Origin of the sequence: Telluribacter roseus (assembly GCF_017355915.2) — a bacterium.
In the GTDB taxonomy this organism is placed as follows: Bacteria; Bacteroidota; Bacteroidia; order Cytophagales; family Spirosomataceae; genus Telluribacter.
The window spans coordinates 41,156-67,940 of the sequence record NZ_JAFEUV020000021.1; the positions used below are offsets into that span (position 1 = coordinate 41,156).

The window sequence follows — 26,785 nt, forward strand, 5'->3', positions numbered from 1 at the left end:
CTATATGACAGTCACATTATCCATCCTCACACACTCATTACCTGCTTTTTTAAAACATCGTGTACGAATAACCGGAATAGCTACCGTACTACTGGCGGGGCTCTACGGCTGTTCGCCCTCTAATCAGGAAGTCAGCCCCGGCGGGAAAACAGCTGACACGTACAGCGCAGAGGTAGCGGACAAATGGGCCCAACTTACACTTAAGCTTACCCGTACCACTCCGGGTTTTTCGCCGCCGGTAGCCTCCCGGGCGCTGGGGTACGCCGGACTTACCCTTTACGAAGCAGTAGTACCGGGTATGCCTGCCAATCAATCCATGGCCGGGCAGCTCAACCAGCTCGCCAGTCTGCCCACGGTGGGGGTGAGCCAGGCCTATAACTGGGCGTTGAGTGCCAACGCGGCTCAGGCCGAAATCATCAGAAATCTATACGCCAATACCTCTGACGCCAATAAGGCTACGATTGATTCGCTGGAGGCTGCGCTACGTACCAGCTACGCCCAGGAAGAGGACACAGAGGTAGTCGAACGATCAGAAGCATTCGGTAAATCTATTGCTACGGCTATCTTTGACTGGTCCAGGAGTGACGGCGGGCACGAGGGGTACTCCCGCAACTTTCCGGCTGACTATGTAGTACCTGTATTCAACGGCTCCTGGCGACCTACTGAGAATGGCCGCACTACCCCCATGCAACCTTACTGGGGCCGCAACCGTACCTTTGTGATCCAGAACTCGGTTATGCCCCTGCCCCAGCCTCTGGTGGTATCTACTTCACCTACCTCACAGTACTACGCACAGCACCTGGAAGTATATACCAAGAACAAATCTCTTACGCAGGAAGAGAAGGAGATCGCCGTATGGTGGGCCGACGACCCCAGTGAGACCTTTACCCCACCCGGGCACTCGTACAACCTGGCGCGAATTGCACTTATAACCGCAAAAGCAGATCTGGGTAAAGCCGCCGAAAGCTTAGCGCGTACGGGTATAGCCGTAGCGGATGCTTTTATTCTTTGCTGGAAGTGTAAGTATGTGTACAGCGCTGAGCGACCTTATACCTTTGTTCGTCGGGCCATTGATCCCAGCTGGGTTCCGTTCTGGCCAGCGCCTCCTTTCCCGAGCTACACCTCCGGCCATGCTTCGCAGTCGGGAGCTGCGGCTACGGTACTGTCCGCCTTGTATGGTCCCAACTTCAGGTTCACGGACGATACCCACGTGGCCCGCGTACGTGATACCCGCAGAAACGTTGATTTCAAACCGCGCAGATTTAACTCCTTCTGGGAAACAGCCGAAGAATCGGCCTACTCCCGTTTTCTGGGTGGTATCCATACCCGTCAGGACAATGATACCGGGCTAAAAGAAGGCCGCCGGATCGGGCAGAACATCAATGATCTCAACTGGAAGAAGTAGTCTGTATAAGTACCTGGGGAATTGCCGGGAGCCGTGCCCTAAGTACTTAAGAAAAAGAAGCGGTACCATCAGGTACCGCTTCTTTTTCTTATATAGCTAAATAACAGATCTCTTAATAAGCACGTACCAGCTTGCCTTCGTGGAAGTTGACGTACGCTTTATTTACAACCTTGTTACCTCCAAGCGTTGGATAGTTACCGGTAAAGTACCAGTCTCCGGGATGGTCAGGACAAGCCTTGTGAAGGTTTTCAACCGTCTGGAATATCACCGATACTTCTGCTTTCAATCCATGAGGACGAATGATTTCGGCAACCTTTGCTGATACTTCCTCATCCGTAAATGGCTCATATAGGGCCTTTACGTAGTTGGTCGAGTAGGCGTTTCGGGAAGCCAGCGAAGAAGCGCATTGGGTATATACCTCTTCCCGCAGATAATCCAGGCCTCTTTCTTCCAGTAGTTTGAGCGTGGCTCTGAACGCTACGAAGTCCTTCATCTTGGACATATCTATCCCGTAGCAGTCAGGGAAGCGGATCTGGGGGGCTGACGATACAATTACGATCTTCTTGGGACCCAGGCGATCCAGCATCTTAAGGATACTCTTTTCCAGCGTAGTACCCCGTACAATGGAGTCGTCAATGATCACTACAGTATCAATACCCTTACGAACTACTTCAAAAGTGGTATCATACACGCTGGATACCATATCATCACGCAGCTCATCAGCTGTGATAAATGTGCGGGATTTTACATCCTTGGTAACCAGTTTCTCGATACGCGGGCGGAACGAGAGCAGTCGGTCGAGGTCTTCCTCAAACAGGATGCCTTCCATAATCGCCTGCTTACGCTTCTTGGCCAGGTACTCTTCCAGACCTTCGATCATACCGAAAAAGGAAGTCTCGGCCGTATTAGGGATGTAAGAGAAAATGGTATTTTCCAGATCGTAATCAATCTCTTCCAGGATCTGCGGAATCAGCAGCTTACCCAGTTTTTTACGCTCGTTGTATATATCCGGATCAGTACCGCGCGAGAAGTAGATCCGTTCAAAGCTACATGAGCGCTTCTCGAGCTGAGGCAGGATCGAAAGCTCATTATACTCGCCGTCCTTATTAATGATAAGGGCGCTACCCGGCGTTATTTCCTGAATCTGATTATATTCTACGTTGAAGGCCGCTTTGATCGCCTGTTTCTCGGAGGCTACTACCACTACCTCATCATCGGCGTAGTAGTAGGCCGGGCGGATACCTGCCGGATCGCGCATGACAAATGCGGCGCCGTGGCCGGTAAGGCCACACATGGCATAGCCACCGTCAAAGTCGCGGCACGAGCGGTGTAGAACACGCTGAAGATCAATATTGTCCTCGATGACATCCGATAGCGTAGGGTTCTCAAAAATACCCTTGAAGCGATCAAATACCCGCTGGTTTTCTTCGTCCAGAAAGTGGCCGATCTTTTCCATGACGGTCACGGTATCCACTTTTTCCTTCGGGTGCTGACCCAGTGATACCAGCTTGCCAAAAAGCTCGTCTACATTGGTCATATTGAAGTTACCCGCCATCACCAGGTTACGGCTGCGCCAGTTGCTCTGACGGAGCATAGGGTGGCAGTTTTCTACTTCGTTGGCCCCGTGTGTACCGTAGCGAAGGTGTCCCAGCCAAAGCTCGCCGGTAAAAGCTACGTTTTCCTGCAGCCATTGGGCGTCAGTAGCACGTTCTTTATTATCCTTTAAAGCTTTACGGAATTTTTTGTGGACTTTAGCGAAGATGTCCGCTACGGGTTGGGGCTCAACTGATCGGTACCGGCTGATATACCGGCGACCTGGGGGTACCTCTATCTTGATGTTAGCTACTCCGGCTCCGTCCTGTCCACGGTTAACCTGCTTTTCCATCATTACCGATAGCTTGTGTACCGCGTAGAGGGGGGTCTGGTACTTATCAATGTAATGTTGATAAGGTTTCCGCAGACGGATGAGGGCAATTCCGCACTCATGCTTTATGGCGTCACTCATGAGAAGATGAGGTGTTAGTATGTAAGCTGGTATTCAATAATTTACAAAACTTCTTCTCGTTTTGATACAGACTAAACTACCCACCGGATACTTTAGTTCGTGATGATTATTACAAAGGTATAAATTACTTTGTGTGTAAGAACGATCAGGTACCGGAAAAAAATTGTCGTTCCTCCCCTAATTTTTCGGGGTACAGCAGCAATGAGCAACAAGATGGAAGTTTTATTACGCTCCATTTGCATAAAATTGAATATTTACTATAAATCTAAGAGAAAAGAGCATGAGAAATATAATTAAAAAAAGATGGTGCTGGCTACTTATAGGACTGTCTATCGCTGCTACTTCGGCCCGTGCCCAGGCTCCGCAGGAGCCCTCACTACTTTGGGAGATATCCGGTAAAGGACTCACGAAGCCCTCCTACCTGTACGGTACCATTCACCTGATCTGTCCCGGTGACTTTATCCTGGAGGAGGTACTGAAAGAGCGCCTTCAAAAGGCCGAGCAGCTGACTCTTGAGCTGGATATGGACGACCCGGGCATGATGATGTCCATGGCTCAGCTCATGCTGATGAAGGACAATAAGCAACTAAGTACCCTGCTGCCACAGGAAGATTACCTCCGGCTGAACCAGTTCTTTCGTGATTCGGTGGGGATGAACATAACGCCGTTTGAGCGCGCCAAACCTTTTGTGCTGATGAGCCTCTTGTTCAACCGGGTACTCAACTGCCAGCCGCAGTCGTATGAGATGACCCTGGTGGGCCTGGCCAAAAAGCAGCAGATAGAGGTAGTAGGGCTGGAAACCGTGGCCGAGCAGATGGCCGTATTTGATACCATACCCTACCAGGATCAGGCCCGAATGCTGGTGCAGATGATCGACAATCTACCCAAAGCCCGTACGGAGTTTACTCAGATGGTGAACCTGTACAAAAAACAGGACGTAGCTGGGCTTCATAAAATGACGCTGGAGAGCGACTTTGATATGCAGGGACAGGAAGAAACGCTCCTCTACGGTCGCAACCGCCGCTGGATCCCGCTCATGGCCAACATGATGGGGCAGAAATCCACCTTCTTTGCCGTAGGAGCGGCGCATCTGGGAGGTACTGAGGGCGTGATTGCCCTGCTTAGGAAACAGGGCTACAAAGTTGTTCCGGTACGCCAGTAGGGGCTTTCCTCTGCGCCCGCGTTACATCTGACCGATCCAGTGGATAAGCCAATTGGGCCGGAAGAAAAGAATCACCACCAACGCCAGCAGCACGCCCGCCAGTACCCGATTGACAACGGGAGCAACGGGAAGGGTATCCTGCTCGGCACTCGTGCGGAAAAACAGTAAAAACGGAATACGCAGGTAGTAAGCCAGGGATATGGCAGCGTTCAAGATACCTCCGATCAGGAGCCAGAGCATCCACGGCTGCCCCGCCTGCTGGAAACTATCCCAGAGCGCCGAGAATACCAGCCATTTGGCCGTAAAGCCTACCGTAGGAGGAAGTCCCGCCAGAGCCACCATTACCACCGTGATCGCTACACTGACACCTACCTGTTGCCGGCCCAGCCCTATGTATAGACTTAGATCAGTACTGGTGCGGGGGTGGAGGAGGTCGATTAGGAAGAAAGCCGCCATGTTGGTAAGTACATAAGCCGCCGTATAGAACGTAGCCGCTTCAAAGCCCGACTCGGAATAAGCCACTATGCCCACGAGGAGGTACCCTGCCTGTGCGATGGAAGAATAAGCCAGCAGACGACGGGCGTTCTGCTGCCAGAGTGCCGCCACATTACCCGCCGTGATACTTATCAACGCCACACCTCCGAGGGTAGGAAGTAATTCAGGAGGAAGAGCGCCGGTGAGCCGCATAAGCACCAGCAGTGCGGCCGCCTTGGGAGCAACCGACAGGAACGAAACCAGCGGCGTAGGAGCTGCCTCATACACATCGGGTGTCCATACATGGAAGGGCACCAGCGACAGCTTAAACAGCAGCCCGCCCAGCGTAAGTAGTATGGCTACCTGCATTACAAAGGTTGGGTTATTGGCGAGCCCCGCCTGCATAGCCTGTTGGGTAATATCCAATGTACCCGTAAGGCCATAGATCAGGGAGATACCATACAGCATAATGGCCGAGCTCACTGATCCGTACAGCAGGTACTTCATACCTCCTTCGGTGGCTTTCCGATCCGGCGAAAGGGCCACCAGCAGGTACGAGCAGATCGATAGTAGCTCCAGCGACAGGTAGATCGTCAGCAGGTGGGTAGCCATGCAGAGCAGGCACATGCCCAGTACGGCGGCTACCAGGAGCGCGTTCAGCTCGTTGGGGAAGTTATAGCGCAGGTACCTTATATGCAGCAGGGTAGCCAGCCAGGCTACCACCACCATACCTTTGAAGAAGACTGCCTTGGTATCCAAAAACAGTAATGGCTCAAACCGGAAGGCAGGCTCGGTGTCCCACTGTCCTATCACCAGCGCCAGCGTCGCTACAGCACCCAGGATACTACCCGTCTGCAGCCAGCGAGCGGCCATTTCTTTTCCGAGCCGTGGCGTTAGTAGTAGCTCGGCTGTGAGGAGCAGCAGGAAAAAAATGGTCAGAAAGAGTTCAGGGGCTATACCGGCCAGACTCTGACGAATATGAAGTAGCTGTTCGTTGAGATACAAAATCGTTGGAACAATTTTTTGACAAAAGTACACACAAGATAGCAGGCCTCACCAAAAAATCTGAGATTAAGGGCTGCACCGTACTAAATCATAGATTTATTACTTAATTAAGGTCACAGTAGTACCTAGAACAACATTCTAATTTTAAAGGACCATGAAAAAATTAATCTGCAGTCTGGTATTGGCGGCGTTTCTGATACCAGCCCACGCTCAGTACATGACCGACGTCAACGGTCGGGTTGTTTCGGAATACAAATATACGGATACGGAGGGATCTCCTTACCTGCTCGCCGATCAGTGGATTACCGGCACTGTCCGGACAACCAGTGATAAAGTAGTAGACGGAATAAAAATGAAGTACGATATATTCCAGGATGAACTCGAGTACGAAAAGGATGGAAAGCTCTACCGACTGGGAGCTAATGAAATAGTAGAGTTTGCCATGCCGACCGGTGACGCTCTGTACATATTCCGACGCGGCTTTCCGGCCATCGACGATCAGACCGAGGGCAGCTTCTACCGGGTACTGCACGATGGCAATACCAAGCTGCTCAAGCGCTTTGAAAGCAAGAAGCGGGACGAGAAGCAGTATAACTCCGCTACGGCCGTAAGTCGCTTTGTACCTAATGAGCAGCTGTATGTCTATAAGCAGGGCAAGATGCACCCCATCAAGAAAGGCGATAAAAAGGCGCTTCTAAGCCTGCTCAGCGACAAGAAGAACCTGATGGAGCATAACATAAAGGAACAGCAGCTTAACCTGAAGTCGGAGGTAGACATTGTGAAGGTGCTGGAAGAGTACGACGCCTACAAAGCCGGTGACGCGGATCCCCGCTAAGGGATAGCGTAAAAGGCCTTATTCGGGCTGATCCGTAAACATGTACCCAACGCCCTTCAGGGTCTTGATGTAGCCTTCGCCGAGCTTCTCACGGAGCTTACGGATATGTACATCTACGGTACGCTCAAGTACATAGATATCGGCTCCCCATATCTTCTGGAGTAGCTCTTCACGGCTGAAAACCTTGTTGGGGCTCTGGGCCAGGAAGAACAGCAGCTCAAACTCTTTCTTGGGGAGTATAATGGATTTATCTCCCTGACTTACGGTATAGTTCTTACGGTTAATAGAAAGGTCGGCAATGGTGACTTCATCACCAGGGTCGGCCTTTTGTGCTTCCCGGCGGAACAGGGCGTTGATCCGGCTCATCAGAGCGCGGGGCTTGATGGGCTTGGTAATGTAATCGTCAGCGCCTATCTCGAAAGCAGCCACTTCGGAGTACTCTTCGGAGCGCGCCGTCAGGAACAGGATGTACACGTGGCGGAGCTCCGCAGTCTGCCGCAGGACGCGGGCCGTCTCGATCCCGTCCATCTGAGGCATCATGATGTCCAGCAGAATCAGGTCCGGAACAAAATCTTTGGCAATCTCAATGGCTTTTTTACCGTTGGAGGCGGTTTCTACAAAATACCCCTCCTTCTGAAGATTATACTCCAGTAGCTCTACAATATCCGGATCGTCGTCAACCACTAGTACTTTAGTTGCTACCTGGGTTGCTGCTTTGGCGCTCATACGGTGAGGTGATTGAAGTTTGTTAATTCGGTTTCGAAATTAGCGGATGTGTTATGGATATTACTCGTAGAGGTGGAGTCTTAACACAAATTTAACATCAGCGTAGCATTAATTTAAACACCTGCCTTTGCTCATTCGTAACCAATATATCGCTGTTATTCAGAAACATAATGCCTTCGGTCTGCTTCCGTACCAGTCTGAGGCATCCCTGGGGCTGACAGAAGCTGATCCTTCCTGACTCTACTCCAAACAATACTATTTTGCCGTAGGTTAGTAGTGCAAAGGTTTTACCATCGGGACTTATGTCCGCTCCTGTGACCTGGCCCTGAATGTGGATGCTATCGATGGGAGTAGCCACGTAGTCGCCAGCCTTTGCCGGTATCTCGTACAGCTTGACCGGATGATCCGTTTTGATCCGGTTCTTTGAAAAGAGGTACAGCTTCTGGTTGTAGTAAAATATAGCTTCGCAGTCATATTGCTGCGAGCCGTTAGTCAGCGACGACAGGCTATCCTGATCAGCATACCGGAAGGTAATGGTTTCGACGGCAGATGTTTCGGGCGTGACGGCGTAGATCTGGAAGGAGCGGCGTGTGTTGCTGTTGTTTCCCGTGTCGGCAATGTAGAGTACCCCCTCCGGGCTTTGGGCAAGGTCTTCCCAGTCCTGGTTGGGAACATCCGAAACCTGATAAGTAGATACCAAAGCTCCTCTGTAATCAATTTCGTACAGTACCGACTCTCCTCCACTATCATTATGGGTCCAGAAAGTAGTTCCTCCCTGGCCTCTGGCCAGACCTGAGCTTTCATGAGCAACGGTCGGAAGCTTGCCTGTTTTGCTAATCTTGTACCTGGCGCGTACCTTGGCAAGATTATTATGTTGTTGACGCTCGGCTTGGCAGCCGCACAGCATAGTTTTGAATAAAAACCACAGATAAAAAATCTTCATAATATGAACACCTCTACGGGGCCTGGCCAAATCAAAGATACAAGATTCCCTGCGTACCTTAAAATAGCCAGTATTCTGGTATCGTTGCTGGCGGGGGTATATATCCTGTTTGTGCTGCGCGAAACGCTCATCCCTCTCTCCTTCTCGGTACTGTTCGCTATACTCCTGCATCCGCTATGCCTGCGGTTTGAACAATGGCGTGTGCCGCGCGTACTGGCTATTCTGATCAGTATCCTTATCTTTATTGTAGTGCTGGTTGGTCTGATTTATGTAGCCTCCATTCAGATTGCAGGCTTCGCCGATGAGATCCCCCGTATAACAGCCAAAGCAGAAGAACTGCTGGAACAGATGCTGTCGTTGGGTGAGCGCCAGTTTAATCTAAGCCGGACCCAGCAGGTGACCGAAGGAAAAAGATACCTGCTGAACGCCCTGGGTGAAAGCCGGGCCATGCTGCTTAGCACTGTAGTCGCTACCACCGGTACCCTTACAACGGCTATATTAGTACCTATCTACGTATTCTTTTTTCTGCTGTACCGCGACTTTTTCCGGCGCTTTCTGCACAAGGCGTTCAAGCAGGTGCCCCGGCACAAGCTGGACCGTATTCTCATGAAGATATATGAGGTGATCAAAAGCTACCTGGCGGGGCTGGTACTGGTAATTGCTATCGTGGGGGTGTTGAATACCGTCGGTCTGCTTCTGCTGGGGATTGACAATGCTATCTTTTTCGGCTTTCTGGCTGCTTTCCTGATTCTTATTCCTTACATCGGTATTCTTATTGGCTCTATACTACCAGCCCTGATGAGTATTGTTACCGAAGACTCACCCATTTATGCCTTAGGAGTCATTGGTATTATGGCCTTTGTGCAGTTTCTGGAAGGTAATTTTATCACTCCCAATATTGTAGGCTCCAAGATAAGCATCAATCCGCTGGCCGCCATTGTAGCTCTGTTCCTGGGCGGGCAGCTATGGGGCCTGTCGGGCCTGATCCTGGCCTTACCACTGACGGCGATCATAAAAGTAGTACTGGATTCCAGTCCTGGTCTTGAGCCCTACGGGTACCTGCTGGGCGAGCCGGAGCGGGAAGTAGCTGAAGAAAAAGCAAAAGAAGTGAAGCAAGAGGAGAGTGCAGCAGATCCGCAAAGACGTCGTCGGCCACCCCGCCACCGGAATCGTAAGAAGCCGGACGCCAATAACAGACCTGAGGGTACTCCGCCGCCCCCGCCTCGTCCTACCAGACCTAAAAATCCAGGGGGTCCAGATTCCTGAAATGGCCGTTTAGCCGGATGCGGGCCTTGGTCTGCTCCATATCGGCCACTACGGGTAGTACTTTGCGTAAGTGCCGGATCAGGAACTGCTGCCTCTGGCTTTCCTGAGGTATGGTAAGCAGTTGGTACTCATCATCCACTGACATACCTACCTTATGAGCTATCTGAAAGGAAAACGGAGCTACCTCTATCTGATACTCCACCGTAATTGAAAGCAGGTCGTAGAGCTGATCCACTAAACGCAGAAGCTCGGGTAAAGGCTGGTCCAGGTCGATAGACTCGGCGGGGTACATGACTACTCCGCCCGCATAAAGCTTACCTTTTAGGGGGTTCTTGAAGGTGTCGATCTCAAATACGCGCAGACCTCTGGTCGAAATGTCCATCCGGCCATCCTCGTAGCGCTTGTGCAGGGCCACTACCTCTACTTCGGTACCAAAGCCGGGCAACCGGTCGTTCAGGAAGGCAGGGATCCCAAACGTTTTCTTCTCCTCCAGACATTCGTTGATAAGCTGTTGGTAGCGGAGCTCAAAAATATGCAGGTTGAGTTTTTCCCCCGGGTACACTACCAGGTTCAGGGGGAATAGAGGTAGCATTGGAGTCATCCCAGAGTGATTAATGGTTTATGGATTGCCGACGGTAGCTTTTTCAACACTTACGCCTACGCCCAGTACAAAGGGCAGCGGATTCTGACGCATAGACTGCTCAATGGTGAGCGTATAGGTACCTGATCGGGGAAAGCGGTAGTTGCGCAGAAAAGAAATCTTGTGGTCGAACAGGTCACCCAGTCCGCTTCCGTAGGGCTTGCCCGTAGTTTCGTTAGAGAGGTACAGTTCCTCCAGGCGGGCAGCTACTATCTGGCCATCGGGCCCGGTGATCTTGCGGGTCAGGTACAGGTTGTAGTAAGGGTACTGCAGGCTGTTACGTACCAGGTAGTACAGGTTGTAGGTCTGAGTCGTATCCGTGATTTCGATCTTGAAAGTAGGAGTATTCTTGACGTACCAAAGGCCATCTTCAATGTCTTCGTAGGCTTTGTATACGGTATTCGGGTCATTACAGCCGGTCAGCCACAGGCCTAGCCCTACTACTCCCAGAATCTTCAAAAGTTTCATTCGGAATCAGATAAAGTACAGGACAAATCTAATTCCGAATGGTCACCTTTCAAAACGCTCAGGCCGTTTGCTGCTTAAAGTAGCGTTTGAGCCAGGTACGGTCGGCGGGTACTTTCCACCGATTCATCCACTGGGCCTTGGTACTGACCAGGTTATCGAACACCGTAGTAGATGGAGTGATTTGTTCGTCAGCGATAGCCTGCTTCACTTCATTGATAGATAAGGTTCTGACTTTCTTAGTCGCGTCCAGATAAGCAACCGAACGATCAAAGAAATCCACGCCTAACTGCTGGCCGATTTCCTGTAGCCAGTGAGTGGTTTTGTCGATGGAGCAGCCACTGGGGAGCTCGTGCGATTCATCCACGGCAATGACGATAAATCGGTTATAGAACACTTTCCCTGATGATAGCAACGGTTTGTTATGGGCAGCCCATCCATCAAGTGCAGCTTTCAGGGTTTCGGTGATAGCGTCTGCCTCCTGTTGGGTCAGCTCGCGCGAAGCCTGGTAAATCCAGATGCGGGCATTAAAATCTATCTTGTCAAACGGAATGTACATACTGTGTTAGATTTTGAATACTACTAATTTACAAGAAAAAAGCTAGCCAGAGGCTGTCGGCTCTTAGTATTTTAACAAGCAGGTCCTGCTCCGGGTTCGTTTGCAGTAAAAGGTTAGCTCGGCTGTCCTTTTTAAGATGTAAAAGAACGTAAAATATGCTTAGTCGTCGTGATGCCATCCGGAAAGCTGCCCTGGGATTGGGCGCACTGGCTACGTTGAATAGCAAATCTCTGCTGAAGGCCCACTACCAACTGGGTGCCTGTGATTGGTCATTGGGTAAAGCCATGAGTGCGGAGGCTTTTGACCTGGCCCGGCAAATAGGCCTGCAGGGGCTACAGGTAAGCTATAATACAGGTAAGGATGAGGCTGGGCTCTCCAATCCGGCTACGCTACAGACCATCCGTGAAGCCGCCGGACGTACGGGAGTGCGGGTATCCAGCCTGGCCATAGGTGAGCTCAACCGGGTGCCCTATAAGTCGGAGGTACGAACGGAGGAGTGGGTCTGGAATAGTGTGGATGCCGCCAAAGCGCTGGGTGCACCGGTGGTACTGCTGGCGTTTTTCACACAAGGCGATCTGCGGCAGGACGAAGCGGGTAAGAAGGCGGTTATAGAGCGACTCAGAAAAGTAGCTCCGCAGGCCGAGAAGCAGGGTGTGACGCTGGGGATAGAGTCGTATCTGAGTGCGCAGGAACATCTGGATATCATTCAAGCCGTAGGCTCACCCGCCGTAAAAGTATACTACGACTTCCGCAACGCCACCGACGCGGGCTACGACATCTACCAGGAGCTGCCGATGCTGGGCCGGGAGCAGATCTGTGAGATACACATGAAGGAAAACGGCTTCCGCCTCGGCGAAGGTACTCTCGACTGGCCCCGCATTGCCCGTGTCCTGGACGACATGGGCTACCAGGGTTGGATGCAGATTGAATGGGCCAGCCCCAAAGGAGCCGACATAGTAAAATGCTACCGCCACAACCGCCAGTACCTTGAGAAGCTGTTTAGGTTTTAGGTTGCTACTATACTAGTAGGGCTCAGGAAAGCCCCGTAGGGGCGATACTTTAGTAGCAGCAGCAGACAAAGTTTACCAGAAGCCCCCATAGGGGCGACACTTCATAACTGATTATACCAAACCAGGTCATGTATATCGCCCTCACCCGTCCATCCGGCACCCGTACCACCTTTGCCTTGGCTACTATCCTTACGGCTCTGGCCTTTACGACTCTGCTGCCCCCTTCTGCCCCACAGCGGGCCTTCTTACCGGTGGTAGCGGAAGACTCCACCCGCCTCTACGCACCCGCAGACCTGGATGTGACGCTGTGGGCCGAGGCACCGCTCTTCTACAATCCTACCAACATGGACATCGACGCCCGGGGCCGGGTGTGGGTGACGGAGGCGGTTAATTACCGGGATTTCAATACCAAGCCGGGTGAGCGACTGTCGCACCGGCCCAAGGGGGATCGGGTGGTAATCCTGGAAGATAAGGACGGGGACGGTAAGGCCGAAAGCTCCAAAGTATTCGTAGAGGACTCGCTGCTGACGGCGCCGCTAGGTATTGCGGTGATTGGCAATAAAGTCATTGTTTCCTGCGCGCCTAATCTGCTGGTATATACCGACGAGGACGGCGACGATCGTCCCGACCGCCGCGAGGTACTGCTGACTGGCTTTGGAGGCTACGACCACGACCATTCACTGCACGCGGTGGTGGCCGGGCCGGATGGCCGCTGGTACTTCAACACCGGCAACGCCGGCCCTCATGTAGTGACCGACCGTAGTGGCTGGACGCTCCGCAGTGGCAGTCTCTACACGGGCGGTACTCCGTACAACAAGGAGAATGGGGGCAACATGAAGTCGGACGACGGACGCGTATGGGTAGGTGGACTGGCCCTGCGGGTCAATCCTGATGGTACCGGTCTGAAGGTACTGGGGCACAACTTCCGGAACAGCTACGAACTGGCGCTGGACAGCTACGGCAACATGTGGCAGAACGACAACGACGACCAGGTCATTACCTGCCGCACGTCCTTCTTGCCCGAAAATGGAAACGCCGGGTACTTTTCCGCCGATGGTACCCGCTACTGGCAGGCAGACCGTCGGCCGGGTCAGGATATATTTACGTCGCATTGGCACCAGGAGGACCCCGGTGTCATGCCTGCCGGTGATAACACCGGCGCGGGCTCCCCTACCGGCGTGCTCTACTACGAAGGCGACGCGCTGGGGCCGCAGTACCGGGGTACGTTGCTGAGTTGCGAGGCTGGCCGTAATGTGATATTCGCCTACCAGCCGCAGAAAGAAGGTGCGGGATTTACCTTGCCGCGCCGCGACCTGATCAGTTCCTTTCCGCAGGCATCGGAGCGCTACGAGTGGTTCGAGACGGATAAAGATACCCGTAAGTGGTTCCGGCCCTCAGACATCGCTGCCGGACCCGACGGTGCCCTCTACATCGCCGACTGGTACGATCCGATAGTGGGTGGTCACGCCATGCACGATCGCAAGGGCTACGGCCGCATCTACCGCGTTACGCCCAAAGGCAGGAAGCTCACTACGCCCCGACTGGACCTGACCACGACGGCGGGTATGGTAGAGGCTCTCAAGAGCCCGGCGGTGAACGTGCGGCTGCTGGGCTTTGAAGCACTACGTCGTAGGGGCGAAGCCGTAGTGGGTGAAGTAAAAGCACTACTAACTGCTGAGAACCCCTACCACCGGGCGCGGGCGGTGTGGCTGCTGCCACAACTGGGGAAACTAGGGAGAATAGAAACCGAAAAGCTACTGCAAAGCCCGGATACGGACCTACGCCTGACCGCCTTCCGGGCCCTGCGGGCCACTACGTCGGATGTACTTCCCTATGCCCGTCAAGTGGCAGCAGATGCGGATGCCGCCGTGCGACGGGAAGTCGCTATTGCACTGCGGGATATACCTTTCGAGAAATCCGGACAGGTACTTACAGAGCTGCTGCGGCAGTACGACGGAAAGGACCCCTGGTACTTGGAAGCGCTGGGTACTGCCGCCGAAGGCAAGGAGGGCCAGGTATACCAGCTGGTACAGGAGCTATACAAAGAGGCGCCGGAGGGCTGGTCGCCGCAGCGGGTAGGGCTGACCTGGCGACTGCACCCTGTACAGGCTGTAGAGGAGCTGAGGGTACGCGCAGCTTCAGCTAAAGTACCTACTAGGGAGCGGCGGAAGGCCCTGACGGCACTGGGTTTTGTGAAAGACAGGAAGGCAGTGGAGGCCATGATGGCGCTGTCATCCTCCCCACTACCCGACGTAGCGGCGGGCGCGGGCTGGTGGCTCAACTTCCGCCGGACCAACGACTGGGCCGAGCTGCTCGACTGGCAGGCGGCCACGGCGCAGGCCATCACGCCCGCCTACCGGCAGATGCTGGAGCTCAAAAAGCAGGTACAGGATAAGAATCAGCCCCTGGCAGCGCGTATCGAGGCGGCCCGAAATATGGCGTCAGATGCCGACGGAGGCAATATGCTCGTAGACCTTAAAGCCCAGTGGCAGCTACCGGATACCATTGCCAGAGCCGTGAGTGAGCAGATCTTCGCCAATCCTGACCAGAACGTGCGGGTACTAGCCAGCCAGTTCTTCCCCCGGAATGGAAAGGTACTGAAGGTAGACTTCATTGCCCGGATGAACGGGAACATTGAGAAAGGAAAAACTTTATTTGCGACTAACTGCGCAACCTGCCACCGCCACGGCGAAAATGGGGCCGAAGTAGGCCCTGACCTGACGCAGATTCACCAGAAGTTCGACAAGCTGGCCTTGCTGGATGCCATCGTGAACCCTTCGGCCAGCATGGTGTTCGGCTACGAAGCATATACTGTTACTACCAAGAAGGGCGATAGCTACTTTGGCTTTCTGCTCAGTGATGGCGCTACGGTGGTACTTAAAGATGCCGCTGGCAAGCAGCACGCCATCAAAGCCAATCAAATCAAAGAAAGGACTAAAATGCCCCGGTCCCTGATGCCCGAGCCTACGGTACTGGGGCTGGACGAGCAGGCTCTGGCTGACCTGACGGGCTACTTATTGAGCTTTAAGCAGTAGGCTTTAAGCTGTACGCTTTTTTAGCCATGGAAGTATTTTGTGGAAAAAATAGTACCAATGATCCAGTACCGATTAGCCTCACCCGAAGATATAGAACCCCTACGCCATTTCAGCCAGCGACTATTCATTGATACCTACCAGGCACTAAACACGCCGGAAGATATGGCGCTGTACGTGGAGCAGGCTTTTGCCGAACTCTCTTTCATAACTGATTTTCATAGGCCGCAGGTGCGGTACTGGCTGGCAGTGGATGAGGGTACCATCGTGGCCTATATGAAGATGGTGCTGGGGAGCCAACTACCGCCGGAGCCGGAACGAAAGGGCGTAGAGATCAGTCGCTTCTATGTAGACCACCCTTACCAAGGAGCCGGCCTGGCGCGGGAGCTTATGCAGCATTGTCTGGGCTGGATGCGGGCCCAGGGCTTTGAGCTGGTATGGCTGGGCGTATGGCCGCAGAACCCACGGGCGGTGCGCTTTTACCAGAAGATGGGATTTGAAAAAGTAGGCGAAGCCACCTTCCTGCTCGGTACTGATCCGCAGACCGACGACCTTATGCGTAAGTACCTCTAAAACAAGAGCGGGTACCCTAAGGTACCCGCCTTGCAGTTTGCCAATGAAGTAGTATGTTTTTAGAGACCCTGCCCCTGGGCTACCAGCTCGGCCAGGTCCAGTACTTTTACGGAGTTTTCGCGCTCCTTATTCTTTATTCCGTCGGACATCATCACCATACAAAACGGACAAGCCACGGCTATGGTATCGGCTCCGGTATTGAGGGCCTCTTCGGTACGCTCTATATTCACCTCTTTCCAGCCCGGCTCGGGTTCTTTGAACATCTGAGCGCCACCGGCTCCGCAGCACAGTCCCTTGGAGCGGATGCGTTTCATCTCTACGAGCTCGGCGTCCAGCGCCTCCAGTACCTCACGGGGCGCCTCATATACGCCATTGGCCCTTCCGAGGTAGCAGGGGTCGTGGAAGGTAATTTTGCGCCCTTTGAAGGTACCTCCGCCCTCCAGTCGTACACGGCCCTCGTTGATGAGCTGCTGCAGGAAAGTGGAGTGGTGAATAACCTCGTAGTTGCCTCCTAGCTGGGGGTACTCGTTTTTAAGCGTATTGAAGCAGTGCGGACAAGCCGTCACAATCTTTTTAACGCCGTACATGTCCAGTACCTGGATGTTGGTCATGGCCTGCATCTGGAACAGGAACTCATTACCGGCCCTACGAGCGGGGTCGCCGGTACAGCTCTCCTCGGTACCCAGTACGGCAAATTTTACACCTACGGCATTCAGTATTTTTACAAAAGCTACGGTCACTTTTTTATAACGGTCGTCAAACGACCCCAGGCAGCCCACCCAGAACAGGACCTCGGGTGTTTCGCCATTGGCGGCCATTTCGGCCATAGTAGGTACTTTATATTCGATTTCTGACATAGTTTACAATATGTGCTTCATGAAGCTGTGAATATCAGTTTTTGTATTCGATATAGCGTTGTCCGCCTATCAGAAAGAGTACAGTTAGCAGGCTTACGGCCGGAATCATCACTACTACGGGTACCAGTTCATAGCGAGAGTCTTTCAGTTGCCAGAGCAACACCCCTTCCAGCAGGAGTACTCCCGCCAGAATGATCAGGAACAGTCCCGCCCAGCGGGCCAGGCCCTTACGGTCCCGTATCTGTTGAGGATCCCTGGGGAAATTGGCTAGCAGATACGTAGCCTCCTTCTTCCAGATGTAGATCCCCAGTCCGACGAGCAGCAGGGCGATGGCTCCAAATATGAGCAGGACTTCCATAGCGTGGAACTATTGACGTAGGTTGTTGGCCCAGTTGAACCGGTCGCTGGGTGAAAACTTCCATGGCGCCTGGCTGGTCTCCATATTCTGGAACATCATATTCCAGGAAGCGGGCGCCTGGGCTTCGTCCATGATCTTGTAGCGGCGGAGCTGCATGATGATGTCTAGGGGGTCGATCATCACCGGACAAGCCTCTACGCAGGCATTGCAGGTCGTGCAGGCCATGATCTCTTCCACCAGGATATAATCTCCGAGCAGTGTTTTGCCGTCTTCCACTACTTTACCTCCGTTGGCCTGCATGTTATGACCAAGATCTTCGAGGCGGTCGCGGGTATCCATCATGATCTTGCGCGGTGACAGTAGCTTACCGGTAATATTGGCCGGGCATTGTGCTGTGCAGCGCCCACATTCGGTACAGGAGTAAGCATCCATCAGATTTTTCCAGCTCAGATCCATGGCATCCTTGGCTCCGAAGCGACCAATTTCTGCCGGTTGTTCGTTAGGGTCAGCCTGCTCCATGCCCAGCATCAGCTTTACTTCTTTGGTGATTTCAGGCATGTTTCTTACCTCACCCCGGGGCGTCAGCCGGGCAAAGTACGTATTCGGGAAGGCCAACGCAATGTGCAGATGCTTGGAGTGCGTCACGTACAGGGCAAAGGCCAGAATACCCAGAATATGAAACCACCATGCTCCCCGCTCAAGCCCGATAAGTGCCCCTTCGCTCCAGCCCGCAAAGAGGGGTTTCAGATACTGGCTGATCAGGTAGTCGCCCGTAAGAGGATAGTGGGCGCTGTTCATATCCTGAAGTACCGTATCCGCCGCATTCATGGTCAGGATGGCACACATGAGCACAATTTCGAAAATCAGGATTACGTTGCCGTCTATGTACGGAAAGCCCCGAAGCTCGCGATGGCGCTCCGGCTGCAGGCGATTTACCTTTAGGATATTGCGGCGTACCAAAAAAATTGCACATACTACGATAACTCCAACGGCCAGTAGCTCAAAAAAGTCAATGATGTAGTGGTACCAGGTACCAAAGAAAGGCACAAACATGCGGTGCTGGCCCGATAATCCGTCCAGAATAATTTCCAGGACTTCGATGTTGATGAGCAAAAAGCCTGCGTACAGCACAAAGTGCATAATACCTACCAGTGGGCGGTCAAACATTTTCTTTTGGCCAAAGGCCATACGTCCCATCAGGCGTAGTCGATCTGAGGGGCGGTCTGTACGATCTTCGGGTTGTCCCAGCCGGATGGTGTCCCTGATGAGCTTAATGCGTCGATATATAAGCCAGCCTACAGCGCCCAGTATGATAGCGAATAGGATCTGCTGTATGTATTCCATAAGAGTTAATGTATGGGTTAATTCTACATATTAAACGTAATAGTATGCTTGCATACTATTACAAATATCGAAAAAATGAAATAGCAGACAAATAGTAATCAATGAATATTTTGGGATGTAGGGGTAAGGTCTACAAGATCAACAGGTTAACAGAAGAGGTTGTTTAAAGGTGATAAATATTTGAAAATATTTTGCAGAAATGTTTTGGAAAGAAAAACAAGGCTCCTATTTTTGCAGTCCCAAAACATACCAACTGGAACGGTGATGTAGCTCAGTTGGTAGAGCAAAGGACTGAAAATCCTTGTGTCGGCGGTTCGATTCCGTCCATCACCACAGAATGCAAAGGTAACCGCTTGATAATCAATAGATTGTCAAGCGGTTTTTTGTTTGGTTTACATTCTAGTTTACAGTCTCCTCCTGTTTCCCGTATTTCTGCTCCAAAATCCTTTATCAGAGGTAGAGAACTTTTCCAAATATACCTTCGGAACTCTTCCAATTTAGAGTCAATTTGGCTCTATTCAGCTAAACAACCAGCCCCTATTTTACCTAAAATCTTTATTTTACTTATCCTAATTGGCTGTCTTTTGATTGGTGGCCCCTGAACCAACTCCTCTCCTAAAGCCGTCTAGATGCGTTTAAATGCAGTTTAGGTTATTCCTACCAAATTCCTACCGCCATTTCTCAAATTCCCTTTTCATATTCGGCCAGCAAAATCAAAAACCCATTGCGCCATGACGAAATTAGTGCTTATCGAATTTGAGGAGTTTAAGGCGTTTGCCGGTAACCTGATCCAGGAAGAAATCAGAAAGGCGCTCTACCCCAACGGACAATCCGACACCCCCAAGCAGGAGCCTTTCCTGACGCGGGCCCAGATGGCCAAAGAACTGGACGCATCGCTTGTTACCCTGCACCAGTGGCAGAAGGACGGACTACCTTACCACCGGCTTCACCGGCGAATCTATTTCATTAAATCAGAAGTGCTGGAATACATGCACTCCAATCAGAAGAAAAAGAAAAAGGGATAGCGCCTCGACCGCGCTATCCCCAAATGACTTTAAAAGAAATCCGATATGACAAAAATAAACGGACTGAATGGTTTATCCAACCATTTGGCAGGAAAGATTATATCCAGCTCATCCCTGAAAGGGATGGAAGAACTGGCCCACCGGGGTAAAACCCTCGCTCCCCTTAAGAGGCTCCTGGGCAATTACATCCTTGAGAACTCCTCCGTGATCTTCGCTGCCGAACGAGGAACCGGCAAAACCTTACTAGGTCTGCAGCTGTGCATCGCTATTTCCGCTGAGTGGGAATCCCTCTGGAACGAGCCGATTGAGTACCATGGCAACACGCTTTTCATTAATTGTGAGCTTAGCGAGGATACCATCAGCCGCCGACTTTCCAAACTATTTGAAGAGCCACCCCGCACGATTAGCTTTCCCAATTACCGGAGCCTGGTGTACACGACCAAAAACAGCCTGGAAGAAGAAGTCCAGGCCATTATTGAAATGTCCAGTATCCATAAGCCTGTACTTATTGTCCTGGACAACTTCCGGGTAGCTTTTCTGAATTCGGATACCAATAACAACAAGGAGGTAGCCAAGGCCATGCACCTGATCCTGACCCTGCGGGATATGCTCAATACCACGATCATCATTACGGACCATACCCGAAAACACACTCGACACCTGCTTACGGATAGCGATTTGCAGAGCGGCTCAGGTGTTAAATCTGATTTGACCGATAGTGATATGTTTCTCAGGAAGAGCAAGCAGGACATTCAGTACCGGATCTTCAAGCGATCAAAATCCAGACACTGCGAGGAAACGGACGGAGCCAAGCTGCTGAGGCTGAATCCCGATTCGTTATGGTTTGATTTCGTGCAGGACAACATTGACGAGTCCCAGCATATTGGTGCTGATGTACTGCCCGAAAAGGACGAGCAAAAGGATCTGGCGAAGGAGCTCAGAGATCAGGGAAAATCAATAGATCAGATTGCACGGATACTGAACAGGGCAAAATCAACCATTCACCGATGGTTAAACGAGTGAGCGTTCCAGCCGTCCCATTCGTTCCGGCCGTTCTTTTTGTTCCATTCGTTCTTTTCGTTCCGCATGTTCCATTTCAACTCATTTCGTTCCAAATGTTCTATTCGTTCCGAACGTTCCGTTCGTTCTGTTTATCCCATTTTAGCCTATATCGTTCTTTTTGTTCCATTCGTCCCGTTTGTTTCGAACGTTCTGTTCGTTCCATTCCGTTCCAAACGTTCCATTCTGGCCTATATCGTTCTTTTCGTTCGATTTGTTTCGTCCGTTCCAGGTGTTCCATTTGTCCCATTGCGTTCGATTTGTTCCACTTTTTCCGGGACAAAAAGAGGGTTTAGTTATAAGTGACTGATAATCAGTACCGAGATTTTATAATGGAACGAAAAGAACGAAAAGAACGAGCAGAACGTGGAACGAACGAACGGCTGCGGGTGAAAAAGAAAAAAAATATGAATGCTAAACACATCAATCAGCAGTATTCCCTGGTGGAATTTTTAACAGTCAAAGGCTTTCAGCCTGTCAGTATCAAAGGTAGCGACTACTGGTACCGCTCTATGATCCGTGAGACCGAGCAGACCGCTTCCTTCAAGGTTGATAGCGGGAAGAACTTGTGGTATGATCACGGTATGGGTAAAGGAGGTACCCTCATTGACTTAGCATGCCTTCTTTTCCAAACGGATGATGTGAAGCGGGTCATGAGGGAAATCAAAAGCAGCTTTTTTTCTTTTCACCCGCACCCAACGAACAAGCCCATTTCAGCAAGGAAAAGCAAAGGGTTACGCGTGATCGGAAATCATGAGCTACGAGATCCAAAGCTGATGGAGTACCTGCAGTCACGGGGTATCGCGCCTGAGGTGGGCAGCCAGTTCTGTACGGAACTGTACTACGAAAATAAAGGCAGACTGTTCCGGAGCATAGCCTTTGAAAATGTTTCACAAGGATACGAGCTGAGCGGTCCGGGTTTTAAATCTAGTCTGGCTCCCAAGGATATCTCCTTTCTGGACAACGGTAGAGCTAAGCTGTCCGTTTTCGAGGGCTTCATGGACTTTCTGTCCTACCAGATGCTGCCCGTTTTTCATGTTGCTGATTCTGATTACCTGATCTTGAATTCACTCTCTTTTTTAAGCCGAACCCCAGCGTACATAGCCAGGTACGAGCGACTATTCCTCTTTCTGGATAATGACAAGGCGGGGATGAAAGCGGCCAGTCAACTAAGAGTCCGACATCCCCAGGTGATAGACATGTCCGTTTTTTACTCCGGTCATAAAGACCTGAATGACTTTTTAACTCAAACCCCCATCGCTTATGAGCAAAGAGCTAGTGATTCAACTATACCAGAAACAGGACCGAAAGCGTCGACGCGTCCTTTTCGACCTGTTCAGTGATACCATCCAGCTAAATGCCTCTCTGCGGTTTATAGCCGATTTAATCAATCAGGAACTGGGGCAGGAGGAAATGGTATCCGAGGCCGATATCAAGTATTGCCGGTACTACTTCTCCGGGAAAACTGCACCCAGGCCCACTATGATAAGTAGTGTCCACAGGGAGAGTAAAGTACCTGTGGACAAGAAGAAGGAGCCAGGTAAGGAGGTTTCCTGGACGGACCCCGATGATCAGAACTTTAATTTAAATAATCCAGTCAAATCTAAGTTTTCAAAACGATGAAAGAACTCCATTTCATTTTACAATCAAAGGGGGGTGTGGGTAAAAGCCTTTTGGCCTACCTGTTAGGCCTGGCTCATCAACACTCGGAGCAAACCTTATTTGTGGATGTAGACAGCTCGACCGAAACATCCACTCGGCAGCTTAAATTTTTGGGTGAAGCCCGCATGGAAGCCCTGTCTCTTCTGAATGAGAAAGAAGTCCTGGTTCGGGATAATCTTATCTCCTACCTGGAGAGTCTGTCGGATTCCCCTTTCCAGCGCATCTATTTTGACTTTGGAGCACCGGAGTCAGAACAGTTTCCGGCCCTGCTGGAGCGCGATCTCCCATTCAAAGAATTTACGGATGCTATGACTTACCAGGCTGTTTTTCACGTAGTCATCGGCGGGGGAGGTGCTTATAAAGCATCAGTTGAATATCTACAGCGGCTGCTCAGAGCGCTAAATCTGCAATTTGAAGTCATCGTATGGCAGAGCATTACCACCTTCAACAACTTTCCGGGCCTGGCTACGGAGCTGAAAGCAAACTGCGAGAACTTGGGACTACGGTTCAGAACCTTCGGTGATTTTGATCCGGGTTCTAACCTGGGTAGTCAGATTCTGGATGGAATCAGGAGGGGATACGGCCGCGAAGAGTACCAGACAGGAGCGCGAATCCGGTTGAACAAAGAACTAAATGATCATTTCAAAGATGAGCTCATCCATCAGTAAGGAAGAATTGATCCGGATCAAAGGAAAGTTTCAGGCCAAGTACGGCTTTGAAATGGATGAATGGACGGCGGTACTGATGACCGAGATCAACGAGAAATTCTTCCAGTTCAATGGTCAGGTGCAAAGTTCTATTAATTCCATCGACAATGCCAGTCAGCTGATCAAGGGACAAATCCAGCCCGTCTATTTTAGCAATAATCAGCAGGCGTTTCTGTACGGGCTGGGAAAGTGGTTAGCGCCTTCGGTAGTTGGTCTGGTGGCAGTACTCATCACGACCTACTTTGTCAGCCAGTCGCAGGACTACCAGGAAATGAATACTCTTTTGAATGCCTCTCCTAAAGCCAGGCTATTTCAGCAGGTCATCAAAGAAGGTTGGGTGGAAGAGATAGGAGGCAGACATTTTCTGGTGCTTAAACCCCAAAAGATGCTGTCGGGTACCCGGGCGGGCCTGGACTGTTACTACCTGAAAAACGATGATGCTATTCTGATGCCTTTAGAGCCCAGGAAGTGAGCTTAATTCGAACCAGTTCAACCCAATTCAAACGGAATAGAACTGAATAAAACCAGAACGGCCTATTTCGACTTTTTTCGATCCGTTTATGCTACGACCCTTTCGCTAAGTAAAGCAAGCCATGTGTTTGTATATACATTCTTACGAACGGTATATACAAACACAACGGTCGTACCTCCCTTGCCTTGTTGGGGAAGGCCCCAAGCCCCTCATTAGTTAGTCATAATACCATACCTATGGAAGATAAATCTCATTATGAACCCGGTAAGGCTGCTGCCTCAAAGCGGGAAAAGAAAGATAAGACGATCCTGTTGCGCGTCAACCAGAAAGAATATGAAACCATTAAAGCCAATGCTACCCTGGCTGGTCTTAGCGTATCGCACTACCTCCGGAGACTGGGTACCAGCCATCCGGTAAAAGCCCGCTTTGAGAAGGAAGAAAAGAGAAATCTACAGGGCATCGGGAATAACCTTAATCAGCTTACGGCCTATGCTCACAAAGGCCTTCTGTATGAAAAGCCGCTGCTGGAAGTACTAGATAAACTGAAAAACCTATTGAAGGAATGATTGCAAAAACTTCCATTGGCTCGGACTTCCACGGAGCCATCCACTATGGCGCTGGGTATCATCTGGACGGAACCATAATTAAAGGGAAAGCAGAATTATTAATTCTGAATAACATCGTATCACAGGATCCTAAAGGAATTGCCGATGAAATGCAGCAGGAAGCTTCCTACGGGCGTTGTAAGAAGCCCGTGTGGCACACTTCCCTAAGCTGGAAGCCGGAGGAGCATCCTACGCGGGAGCAGATAATTGTAGCTGCTAATAGCTACTGCCAGAAGATGGGCGCTGATCCTACCGATCATCAGATCGTGGTGTACCAACACCACGACCAGCCTCACCGGCATATTCACATATACATTAATCGGGTACCTACCGATGGAGGTCCGGCTTTGACTACTTCCCATAACTACGCCCGTAACGAACGAATATGCCGGGAGATAAGCCAGGAGCTAGGCTTTGCCAAAGTAGAACGACTCAAAGACGGGCAACTGCGGCATGTTATGCCTAACCAGTTGGAAGCCCAGCAGGTGGTTCAACTGGCCATCCGGAAAGCATTGAAGGCGAAATCAAACAACCCGGCAGAAATGGAGCGACGGCTGAAAGAAAAAGGGATTGAGTGTAGGTATCAGTTGGAAGGAGGCAGGCTAAAATATTCCAGCTACTGCTATCAAGGCGTAGCCATCAAAGGGCAGGACGTAGGATTTACAGCCAAGCAACTGCAGGCCAGGCTTGATAAGAATATGTTGATGGATGAGAATCAGAAGACTAAAATAACTGGACCGGTTGGGAAACCAAAGCTAAAATGGTAGGAGGTGTAGTAAAAGCTAGGATAAAGTCGATTTATCAGAAGAAAACATTCCATAAGTCCCTGCCAAGAACCTCCTAGTAGCACCTTTCCTGATTTTCGCACTAGTGGTAATCAGCGTCAGCTCATCGGCGCAAGGTTACTCTATAAAGGATCCTTTCTACAAGTTTCTACATAGATACGCCGAATGAGGGCACTTCCGTACATTCACTCACTTGAATATGGTGACCAATCAGAACGGCAATGATACGTTCATGGAAGGTTTCATCAGCCATGACTAACGAAACCATATCCCCAACCTGTTTAATAAATTCTCCTTTTATTTTGTTCAGGGCAGAGATAGTGTGATAATCAAGACAGCATACCTTTGCTCACTAGTATGATGAGACAGTAATCAACAGAGCTTCATTGGACTGTTGTCCCCATTATACTGACGATCAAGTTCTGGCCCAATATATGTGCCCCTAATTTAGTGACTCCTACTTCTGTCAGCTGAAGTATAATATTACGCTGGCTGAACTAAACGTGAATCTAGCCTGTGTTTATGCTCTTAATACCCTAAGGACTTGTAATAAAAATATGCTTTTCTTATCATAGGCTTAAGAGGATGTGTATCAGGTAAACTTTTATATACATCAATATATAAGGCCCTTATATATTTACCTGCTTCTCTCATCTCCTTTAACTTGAGATAAGTATTAAATAGATTCCACATTAAGAATACGCTAGGCTTACCAACGTTAATGATATCGGCATCTTGTACTTTTTTTAAAAGGTCTTTTGCTCGGAGTAAGTTTTCCTTTCCGTCCCTATCCTGCAACACTGCCGCTAAGTTCAAACGAATTACTGCCACGGAGGGAGCCATATCATTAAAAAATAGTAATTCAGACTCTAAGGCGCTCTCTAAAAATTCTTTTGCTTGATCCAAATTGTCAGGTCCTCCCAGATCTTTCAGTACCAGAGCCAGGTTAGACCTTGCCCTCGCTACCTCCCGCGATCTTTCGCCAAAGTTGGATATATCAGAGCTCAGAGATAATTTCAGAAGTTCTTTTGCCTGGATTAAATTTGTTTCTCCACCCAAAGCACAAAGTAATGTAGCTAAATTAGATCGTCTTAAAGCTACAACAGGAGCATTTTCTTCAAAGTTAGCGATGTCAGAGGCCAGAGCTTTTTCTAGCATCTGATGGGCCTGTCTCAGATTTGCTTCCCCACCTAATTCTACTAAAGCTAAGGCAAAATTAGATTGAGTCCTAGCTACCTCTGGTGCACTCTCACCAAAATTGGCAACATCTGAGACAAGCGCTTTTTCGAAAAGCTTCTTGGCTAATTTTAAATTGTCTTCTCCACCTATGTCCTTCAAAACTTGTGCTAAGCTAGATTGAACTCTTGCAATCGAGGGAGCTGTTTTGTCTAATGTGATAATATAAGTATTCAATGCTCTCTCAAGGAGTTCTCTGGCCTGATACAGACTTTTCAGATCTCCAATGTCCTTAAGAACCATAGCTAGGCTAGATTGACTTAAAGCCACTGCAGGATGAATTTCACCAAAGTTTTCAATGTCAGTAGCTAGTGCATGTTCTAAAAGCTCTACTGCTCTCTTCAAATTGTCCTCACCACCAATTTTCCACAGCACAAGAGCTAAGTTACCCTTAGCTCTCTCTAAGTCATCTATACGGCTACTTATTTTTACTTCAAAGTTTTCCTCATAATGTAATACCTGTTCATAAAGCTCTTTGTACGTAGTCAAGTAAAAATGGACAGAAGGGAAGAAAAAGGGAAGAGACAATTTAGTAAATTGTTTCACCCAAATTACCTTAGTTATGTCCAAACCAT

25 protein-coding genes and 1 tRNA gene are annotated in these 26,785 nt (G+C 50.4%); 15 read left to right on the plus strand and 11 right to left on the minus strand.

Annotated features, from left to right (window positions below):
- Positions 1 to 4: 4 nt before the first annotated feature.
- The gene (locus tag JTN23_RS24125) at positions 5 to 1,405 is read left to right on the plus strand and encodes a vanadium-dependent haloperoxidase (RefSeq protein ID WP_247237681.1); all 1,401 of its coding nucleotides are present in this window, start codon (positions 5 to 7) and stop codon (positions 1,403 to 1,405) included.
- Between the two features lie 112 nt (positions 1,406 to 1,517).
- Here the strand turns inward: JTN23_RS24125 and JTN23_RS24130 are convergent, their stop codons facing one another.
- On the minus strand, positions 1,518 to 3,410 hold the full coding sequence (locus tag JTN23_RS24130; protein ID WP_247237682.1) for an amidophosphoribosyltransferase: 1,893 nt from the start codon (positions 3,408 to 3,410) through the stop codon (positions 1,518 to 1,520).
- Positions 3,411 to 3,690: 280 nt separating this feature from the next.
- On the opposite strand from JTN23_RS24130, the gene JTN23_RS24135 reads away from it, so the two are divergent.
- Positions 3,691 to 4,572 (plus strand): TraB/GumN family protein, encoded by an 882-nt coding sequence (locus tag JTN23_RS24135; protein ID WP_247237683.1) that lies wholly within the window; start codon positions 3,691 to 3,693, stop codon positions 4,570 to 4,572.
- 21 nt (positions 4,573 to 4,593) lie between these two features.
- On the opposite strand, the gene JTN23_RS24140 is transcribed toward JTN23_RS24135, so the two are convergent.
- Positions 4,594 to 6,051 carry an NADH-quinone oxidoreductase subunit N gene (locus JTN23_RS24140; protein ID WP_247237684.1) on the minus strand — a complete coding sequence of 486 codons (1,458 nt, stop codon included), beginning with the start codon at positions 6,049 to 6,051 and terminating at the stop codon, positions 4,594 to 4,596.
- A 154-nt stretch (positions 6,052 to 6,205) separates the two neighbouring features.
- Between JTN23_RS24140 and JTN23_RS24145 the strand changes: the two genes are divergently transcribed.
- Positions 6,206 to 6,886, plus strand: coding sequence for a hypothetical protein (locus tag JTN23_RS24145; protein WP_247237685.1), 681 nt, complete (start codon positions 6,206 to 6,208; stop codon positions 6,884 to 6,886).
- 18 nt (positions 6,887 to 6,904) lie between these two features.
- Here JTN23_RS24145 and JTN23_RS24150 read toward each other — a convergent pair whose 3' ends face one another.
- Complete coding sequence (locus JTN23_RS24150) at positions 6,905 to 7,612, minus strand: response regulator transcription factor (RefSeq protein WP_247237686.1); 708 nt, start codon at positions 7,610 to 7,612, stop codon at positions 6,905 to 6,907.
- Between the two features lie 97 nt (positions 7,613 to 7,709).
- Positions 7,710 to 8,555, minus strand: a complete 846-nt coding sequence (locus tag JTN23_RS24155) for a hypothetical protein (RefSeq protein ID WP_247237687.1) — start codon at positions 8,553 to 8,555, stop codon at positions 7,710 to 7,712.
- 3 nt (positions 8,556 to 8,558) lie between these two features.
- Between JTN23_RS24155 and JTN23_RS24160 the strand changes: the two genes are divergently transcribed.
- Positions 8,559 to 9,821 carry an AI-2E family transporter gene (locus JTN23_RS24160; protein WP_247237688.1) on the plus strand — a complete coding sequence of 421 codons (1,263 nt, stop codon included), beginning with the start codon at positions 8,559 to 8,561 and terminating at the stop codon, positions 9,819 to 9,821.
- Here JTN23_RS24160 and JTN23_RS24165 read toward each other — a convergent pair.
- From JTN23_RS24165 to JTN23_RS24175, 3 genes are read right to left on the minus strand one after another with little or no spacing between them, the layout of a single operon-like run.
- Entirely contained in the window at positions 9,793 to 10,422 is a 630-nt protein-coding gene (locus JTN23_RS24165) for an LON peptidase substrate-binding domain-containing protein (RefSeq protein ID WP_247237689.1), read from the minus strand. The two genes, JTN23_RS24160 and JTN23_RS24165, sit on opposite strands and share 29 nt — an antisense overlap.
- Before the next feature lie 18 nt (positions 10,423 to 10,440).
- Positions 10,441 to 10,929 carry a gliding motility lipoprotein GldH gene (locus tag JTN23_RS24170; RefSeq protein ID WP_247237690.1) on the minus strand — a complete coding sequence of 163 codons (489 nt, stop codon included), beginning with the start codon at positions 10,927 to 10,929 and terminating at the stop codon, positions 10,441 to 10,443.
- A 58-nt stretch (positions 10,930 to 10,987) separates the two neighbouring features.
- Positions 10,988 to 11,485, minus strand: a complete 498-nt coding sequence (locus JTN23_RS24175; RefSeq protein WP_247237691.1) for a hypothetical protein — start codon at positions 11,483 to 11,485, stop codon at positions 10,988 to 10,990.
- 155 nt (positions 11,486 to 11,640) lie between these two features.
- Here JTN23_RS24175 and JTN23_RS24180 point away from each other — a divergent pair, with 155 nt between their 5' ends.
- The 3 genes from JTN23_RS24180 (at position 11,641) to JTN23_RS24190 (ending at position 16,100) form a co-directional block, all read left to right on the plus strand.
- Positions 11,641 to 12,495, plus strand: coding sequence for a sugar phosphate isomerase/epimerase family protein (locus tag JTN23_RS24180; RefSeq protein ID WP_247237692.1), 855 nt, complete (start codon positions 11,641 to 11,643; stop codon positions 12,493 to 12,495).
- 128 nt (positions 12,496 to 12,623) lie between these two features.
- Complete coding sequence (locus JTN23_RS24185) at positions 12,624 to 15,530, plus strand: PVC-type heme-binding CxxCH protein (protein WP_247237693.1); 2,907 nt, start codon at positions 12,624 to 12,626, stop codon at positions 15,528 to 15,530.
- 57 nt (positions 15,531 to 15,587) lie between these two features.
- Positions 15,588 to 16,100, plus strand: a complete 513-nt coding sequence (locus tag JTN23_RS24190; protein ID WP_247237694.1) for a GNAT family N-acetyltransferase — start codon at positions 15,588 to 15,590, stop codon at positions 16,098 to 16,100.
- Positions 16,101 to 16,159: 59 nt separating this feature from the next.
- On the opposite strand, the gene JTN23_RS24195 is transcribed toward JTN23_RS24190, so the two are convergent.
- From JTN23_RS24195 to JTN23_RS24205, 3 genes are read right to left on the minus strand one after another with little or no spacing between them, the layout of a single operon-like run.
- Positions 16,160 to 16,957: a (Fe-S)-binding protein gene (locus JTN23_RS24195; protein ID WP_247237695.1), complete on the minus strand. Its 798-nt coding sequence runs from the start codon at positions 16,955 to 16,957 to the stop codon at positions 16,160 to 16,162.
- A gap of 34 nt (positions 16,958 to 16,991) precedes the next feature.
- Complete coding sequence (locus tag JTN23_RS24200) at positions 16,992 to 17,315, minus strand: DUF3784 domain-containing protein (protein ID WP_247237696.1); 324 nt, start codon at positions 17,313 to 17,315, stop codon at positions 16,992 to 16,994.
- Positions 17,316 to 17,324: 9 nt separating this feature from the next.
- On the minus strand, positions 17,325 to 18,659 hold the full coding sequence (locus tag JTN23_RS24205) for a 4Fe-4S dicluster domain-containing protein (RefSeq protein WP_247237697.1): 1,335 nt from the start codon (positions 18,657 to 18,659) through the stop codon (positions 17,325 to 17,327).
- Positions 18,660 to 18,919: 260 nt separating this feature from the next.
- Here JTN23_RS24205 and JTN23_RS24210 point away from each other — a divergent pair.
- From JTN23_RS24210 to JTN23_RS24245, 8 genes are all read left to right on the plus strand, one after another.
- Positions 18,920 to 18,992, plus strand: a tRNA-Phe gene (locus tag JTN23_RS24210).
- Positions 18,993 to 19,390: 398 nt separating this feature from the next.
- Positions 19,391 to 19,684, plus strand: a complete 294-nt coding sequence (locus JTN23_RS24215; RefSeq protein WP_247237698.1) for a helix-turn-helix domain-containing protein — start codon at positions 19,391 to 19,393, stop codon at positions 19,682 to 19,684.
- 45 nt (positions 19,685 to 19,729) lie between these two features.
- Positions 19,730 to 20,707 (plus strand): AAA family ATPase, encoded by a 978-nt coding sequence (locus JTN23_RS24220; RefSeq protein WP_247237699.1) that lies wholly within the window; start codon positions 19,730 to 19,732, stop codon positions 20,705 to 20,707.
- 368 nt (positions 20,708 to 21,075) lie between these two features.
- Positions 21,076 to 22,086 carry a DUF8464 domain-containing protein gene (locus JTN23_RS24225; RefSeq protein ID WP_247237700.1) on the plus strand — a complete coding sequence of 337 codons (1,011 nt, stop codon included), beginning with the start codon at positions 21,076 to 21,078 and terminating at the stop codon, positions 22,084 to 22,086.
- Positions 22,087 to 22,362: 276 nt separating this feature from the next.
- Positions 22,363 to 23,073 (plus strand): P-loop NTPase family protein, encoded by a 711-nt coding sequence (locus JTN23_RS24230; RefSeq protein ID WP_247237701.1) that lies wholly within the window; start codon positions 22,363 to 22,365, stop codon positions 23,071 to 23,073.
- Positions 23,039 to 23,584 (plus strand): hypothetical protein, encoded by a 546-nt coding sequence (locus JTN23_RS24235; RefSeq protein ID WP_247237702.1) that lies wholly within the window; start codon positions 23,039 to 23,041, stop codon positions 23,582 to 23,584. The genes JTN23_RS24230 and JTN23_RS24235 overlap by 35 nt, the downstream gene beginning before the upstream one ends.
- A 236-nt stretch (positions 23,585 to 23,820) precedes the next feature.
- The gene (locus tag JTN23_RS24240) at positions 23,821 to 24,150 is read left to right on the plus strand and encodes a plasmid mobilization protein (RefSeq protein ID WP_247237703.1); all 330 of its coding nucleotides are present in this window, start codon (positions 23,821 to 23,823) and stop codon (positions 24,148 to 24,150) included.
- The gene (locus JTN23_RS24245) at positions 24,147 to 24,956 is read left to right on the plus strand and encodes a relaxase/mobilization nuclease domain-containing protein (RefSeq protein WP_247237704.1); all 810 of its coding nucleotides are present in this window, start codon (positions 24,147 to 24,149) and stop codon (positions 24,954 to 24,956) included. Before JTN23_RS24240 ends, JTN23_RS24245 begins: the two co-directional genes overlap by 4 nt.
- A 546-nt stretch (positions 24,957 to 25,502) precedes the next feature.
- Here the strand turns inward: JTN23_RS24245 and JTN23_RS24250 are convergent.
- A partial coding sequence (locus JTN23_RS24250; protein WP_247237705.1) for a tetratricopeptide repeat protein occupies positions 25,503 to 26,785 on the minus strand: 1,283 nt, incomplete at its 5' end.

Bases quoted from the DNA above. Each gene is read 5' to 3' on its own strand.
- JTN23_RS24135 (WP_247237683.1), top strand. From the start codon at position 3,691: ATGAGAAATATAATTAAAAAAAGATGGTGCTGGCTACTTATAGGACTG.
- JTN23_RS24190 (WP_247237694.1), top strand. From the start codon at position 15,588: ATGATCCAGTACCGATTAGCCTCACCCGAAGATATAGAACCCCTACGC.
- JTN23_RS24195 (WP_247237695.1), bottom strand. From the start codon at position 16,957: ATGTCAGAAATCGAATATAAAGTACCTACTATGGCCGAAATGGCCGCC.
- JTN23_RS24200 (WP_247237696.1), bottom strand. From the start codon at position 17,315: ATGGAAGTCCTGCTCATATTTGGAGCCATCGCCCTGCTGCTCGTCGGA.
- JTN23_RS24160 (WP_247237688.1), top strand. From the start codon at position 8,559: ATGAACACCTCTACGGGGCCTGGCCAAATCAAAGATACAAGATTCCCT.
- JTN23_RS24220 (WP_247237699.1), top strand. From the start codon at position 19,730: ATGACAAAAATAAACGGACTGAATGGTTTATCCAACCATTTGGCAGGA.
- JTN23_RS24240 (WP_247237703.1), top strand. From the start codon at position 23,821: ATGGAAGATAAATCTCATTATGAACCCGGTAAGGCTGCTGCCTCAAAG.
- JTN23_RS24150 (WP_247237686.1), bottom strand. From the start codon at position 7,612: ATGAGCGCCAAAGCAGCAACCCAGGTAGCAACTAAAGTACTAGTGGTT.
- JTN23_RS24205 (WP_247237697.1), bottom strand. From the start codon at position 18,659: ATGGAATACATACAGCAGATCCTATTCGCTATCATACTGGGCGCTGTA.
- JTN23_RS24145 (WP_247237685.1), top strand. From the start codon at position 6,206: ATGAAAAAATTAATCTGCAGTCTGGTATTGGCGGCGTTTCTGATACCA.
- JTN23_RS24215 (WP_247237698.1), top strand. From the start codon at position 19,391: ATGACGAAATTAGTGCTTATCGAATTTGAGGAGTTTAAGGCGTTTGCC.
- JTN23_RS24175 (WP_247237691.1), bottom strand. From the start codon at position 11,485: ATGTACATTCCGTTTGACAAGATAGATTTTAATGCCCGCATCTGGATT.
- JTN23_RS24185 (WP_247237693.1), top strand. From the start codon at position 12,624: ATGTATATCGCCCTCACCCGTCCATCCGGCACCCGTACCACCTTTGCC.
- JTN23_RS24230 (WP_247237701.1), top strand. From the start codon at position 22,363: ATGAAAGAACTCCATTTCATTTTACAATCAAAGGGGGGTGTGGGTAAA.
- JTN23_RS24165 (WP_247237689.1), bottom strand. From the start codon at position 10,422: ATGACTCCAATGCTACCTCTATTCCCCCTGAACCTGGTAGTGTACCCG.
- JTN23_RS24235 (WP_247237702.1), top strand. From the start codon at position 23,039: ATGATCATTTCAAAGATGAGCTCATCCATCAGTAAGGAAGAATTGATC.
- JTN23_RS24170 (WP_247237690.1), bottom strand. From the start codon at position 10,929: ATGAAACTTTTGAAGATTCTGGGAGTAGTAGGGCTAGGCCTGTGGCTG.
- JTN23_RS24245 (WP_247237704.1), top strand. From the start codon at position 24,147: ATGATTGCAAAAACTTCCATTGGCTCGGACTTCCACGGAGCCATCCAC.
- JTN23_RS24180 (WP_247237692.1), top strand. From the start codon at position 11,641: ATGCTTAGTCGTCGTGATGCCATCCGGAAAGCTGCCCTGGGATTGGGC.
- JTN23_RS24125 (WP_247237681.1), top strand. From the start codon at position 5: ATGACAGTCACATTATCCATCCTCACACACTCATTACCTGCTTTTTTA.
- JTN23_RS24130 (WP_247237682.1), bottom strand. From the start codon at position 3,410: ATGAGTGACGCCATAAAGCATGAGTGCGGAATTGCCCTCATCCGTCTG.
- JTN23_RS24225 (WP_247237700.1), top strand. From the start codon at position 21,076: ATGGAACGAAAAGAACGAAAAGAACGAGCAGAACGTGGAACGAACGAA.
- JTN23_RS24155 (WP_247237687.1), bottom strand. From the start codon at position 8,555: ATGAAGATTTTTTATCTGTGGTTTTTATTCAAAACTATGCTGTGCGGC.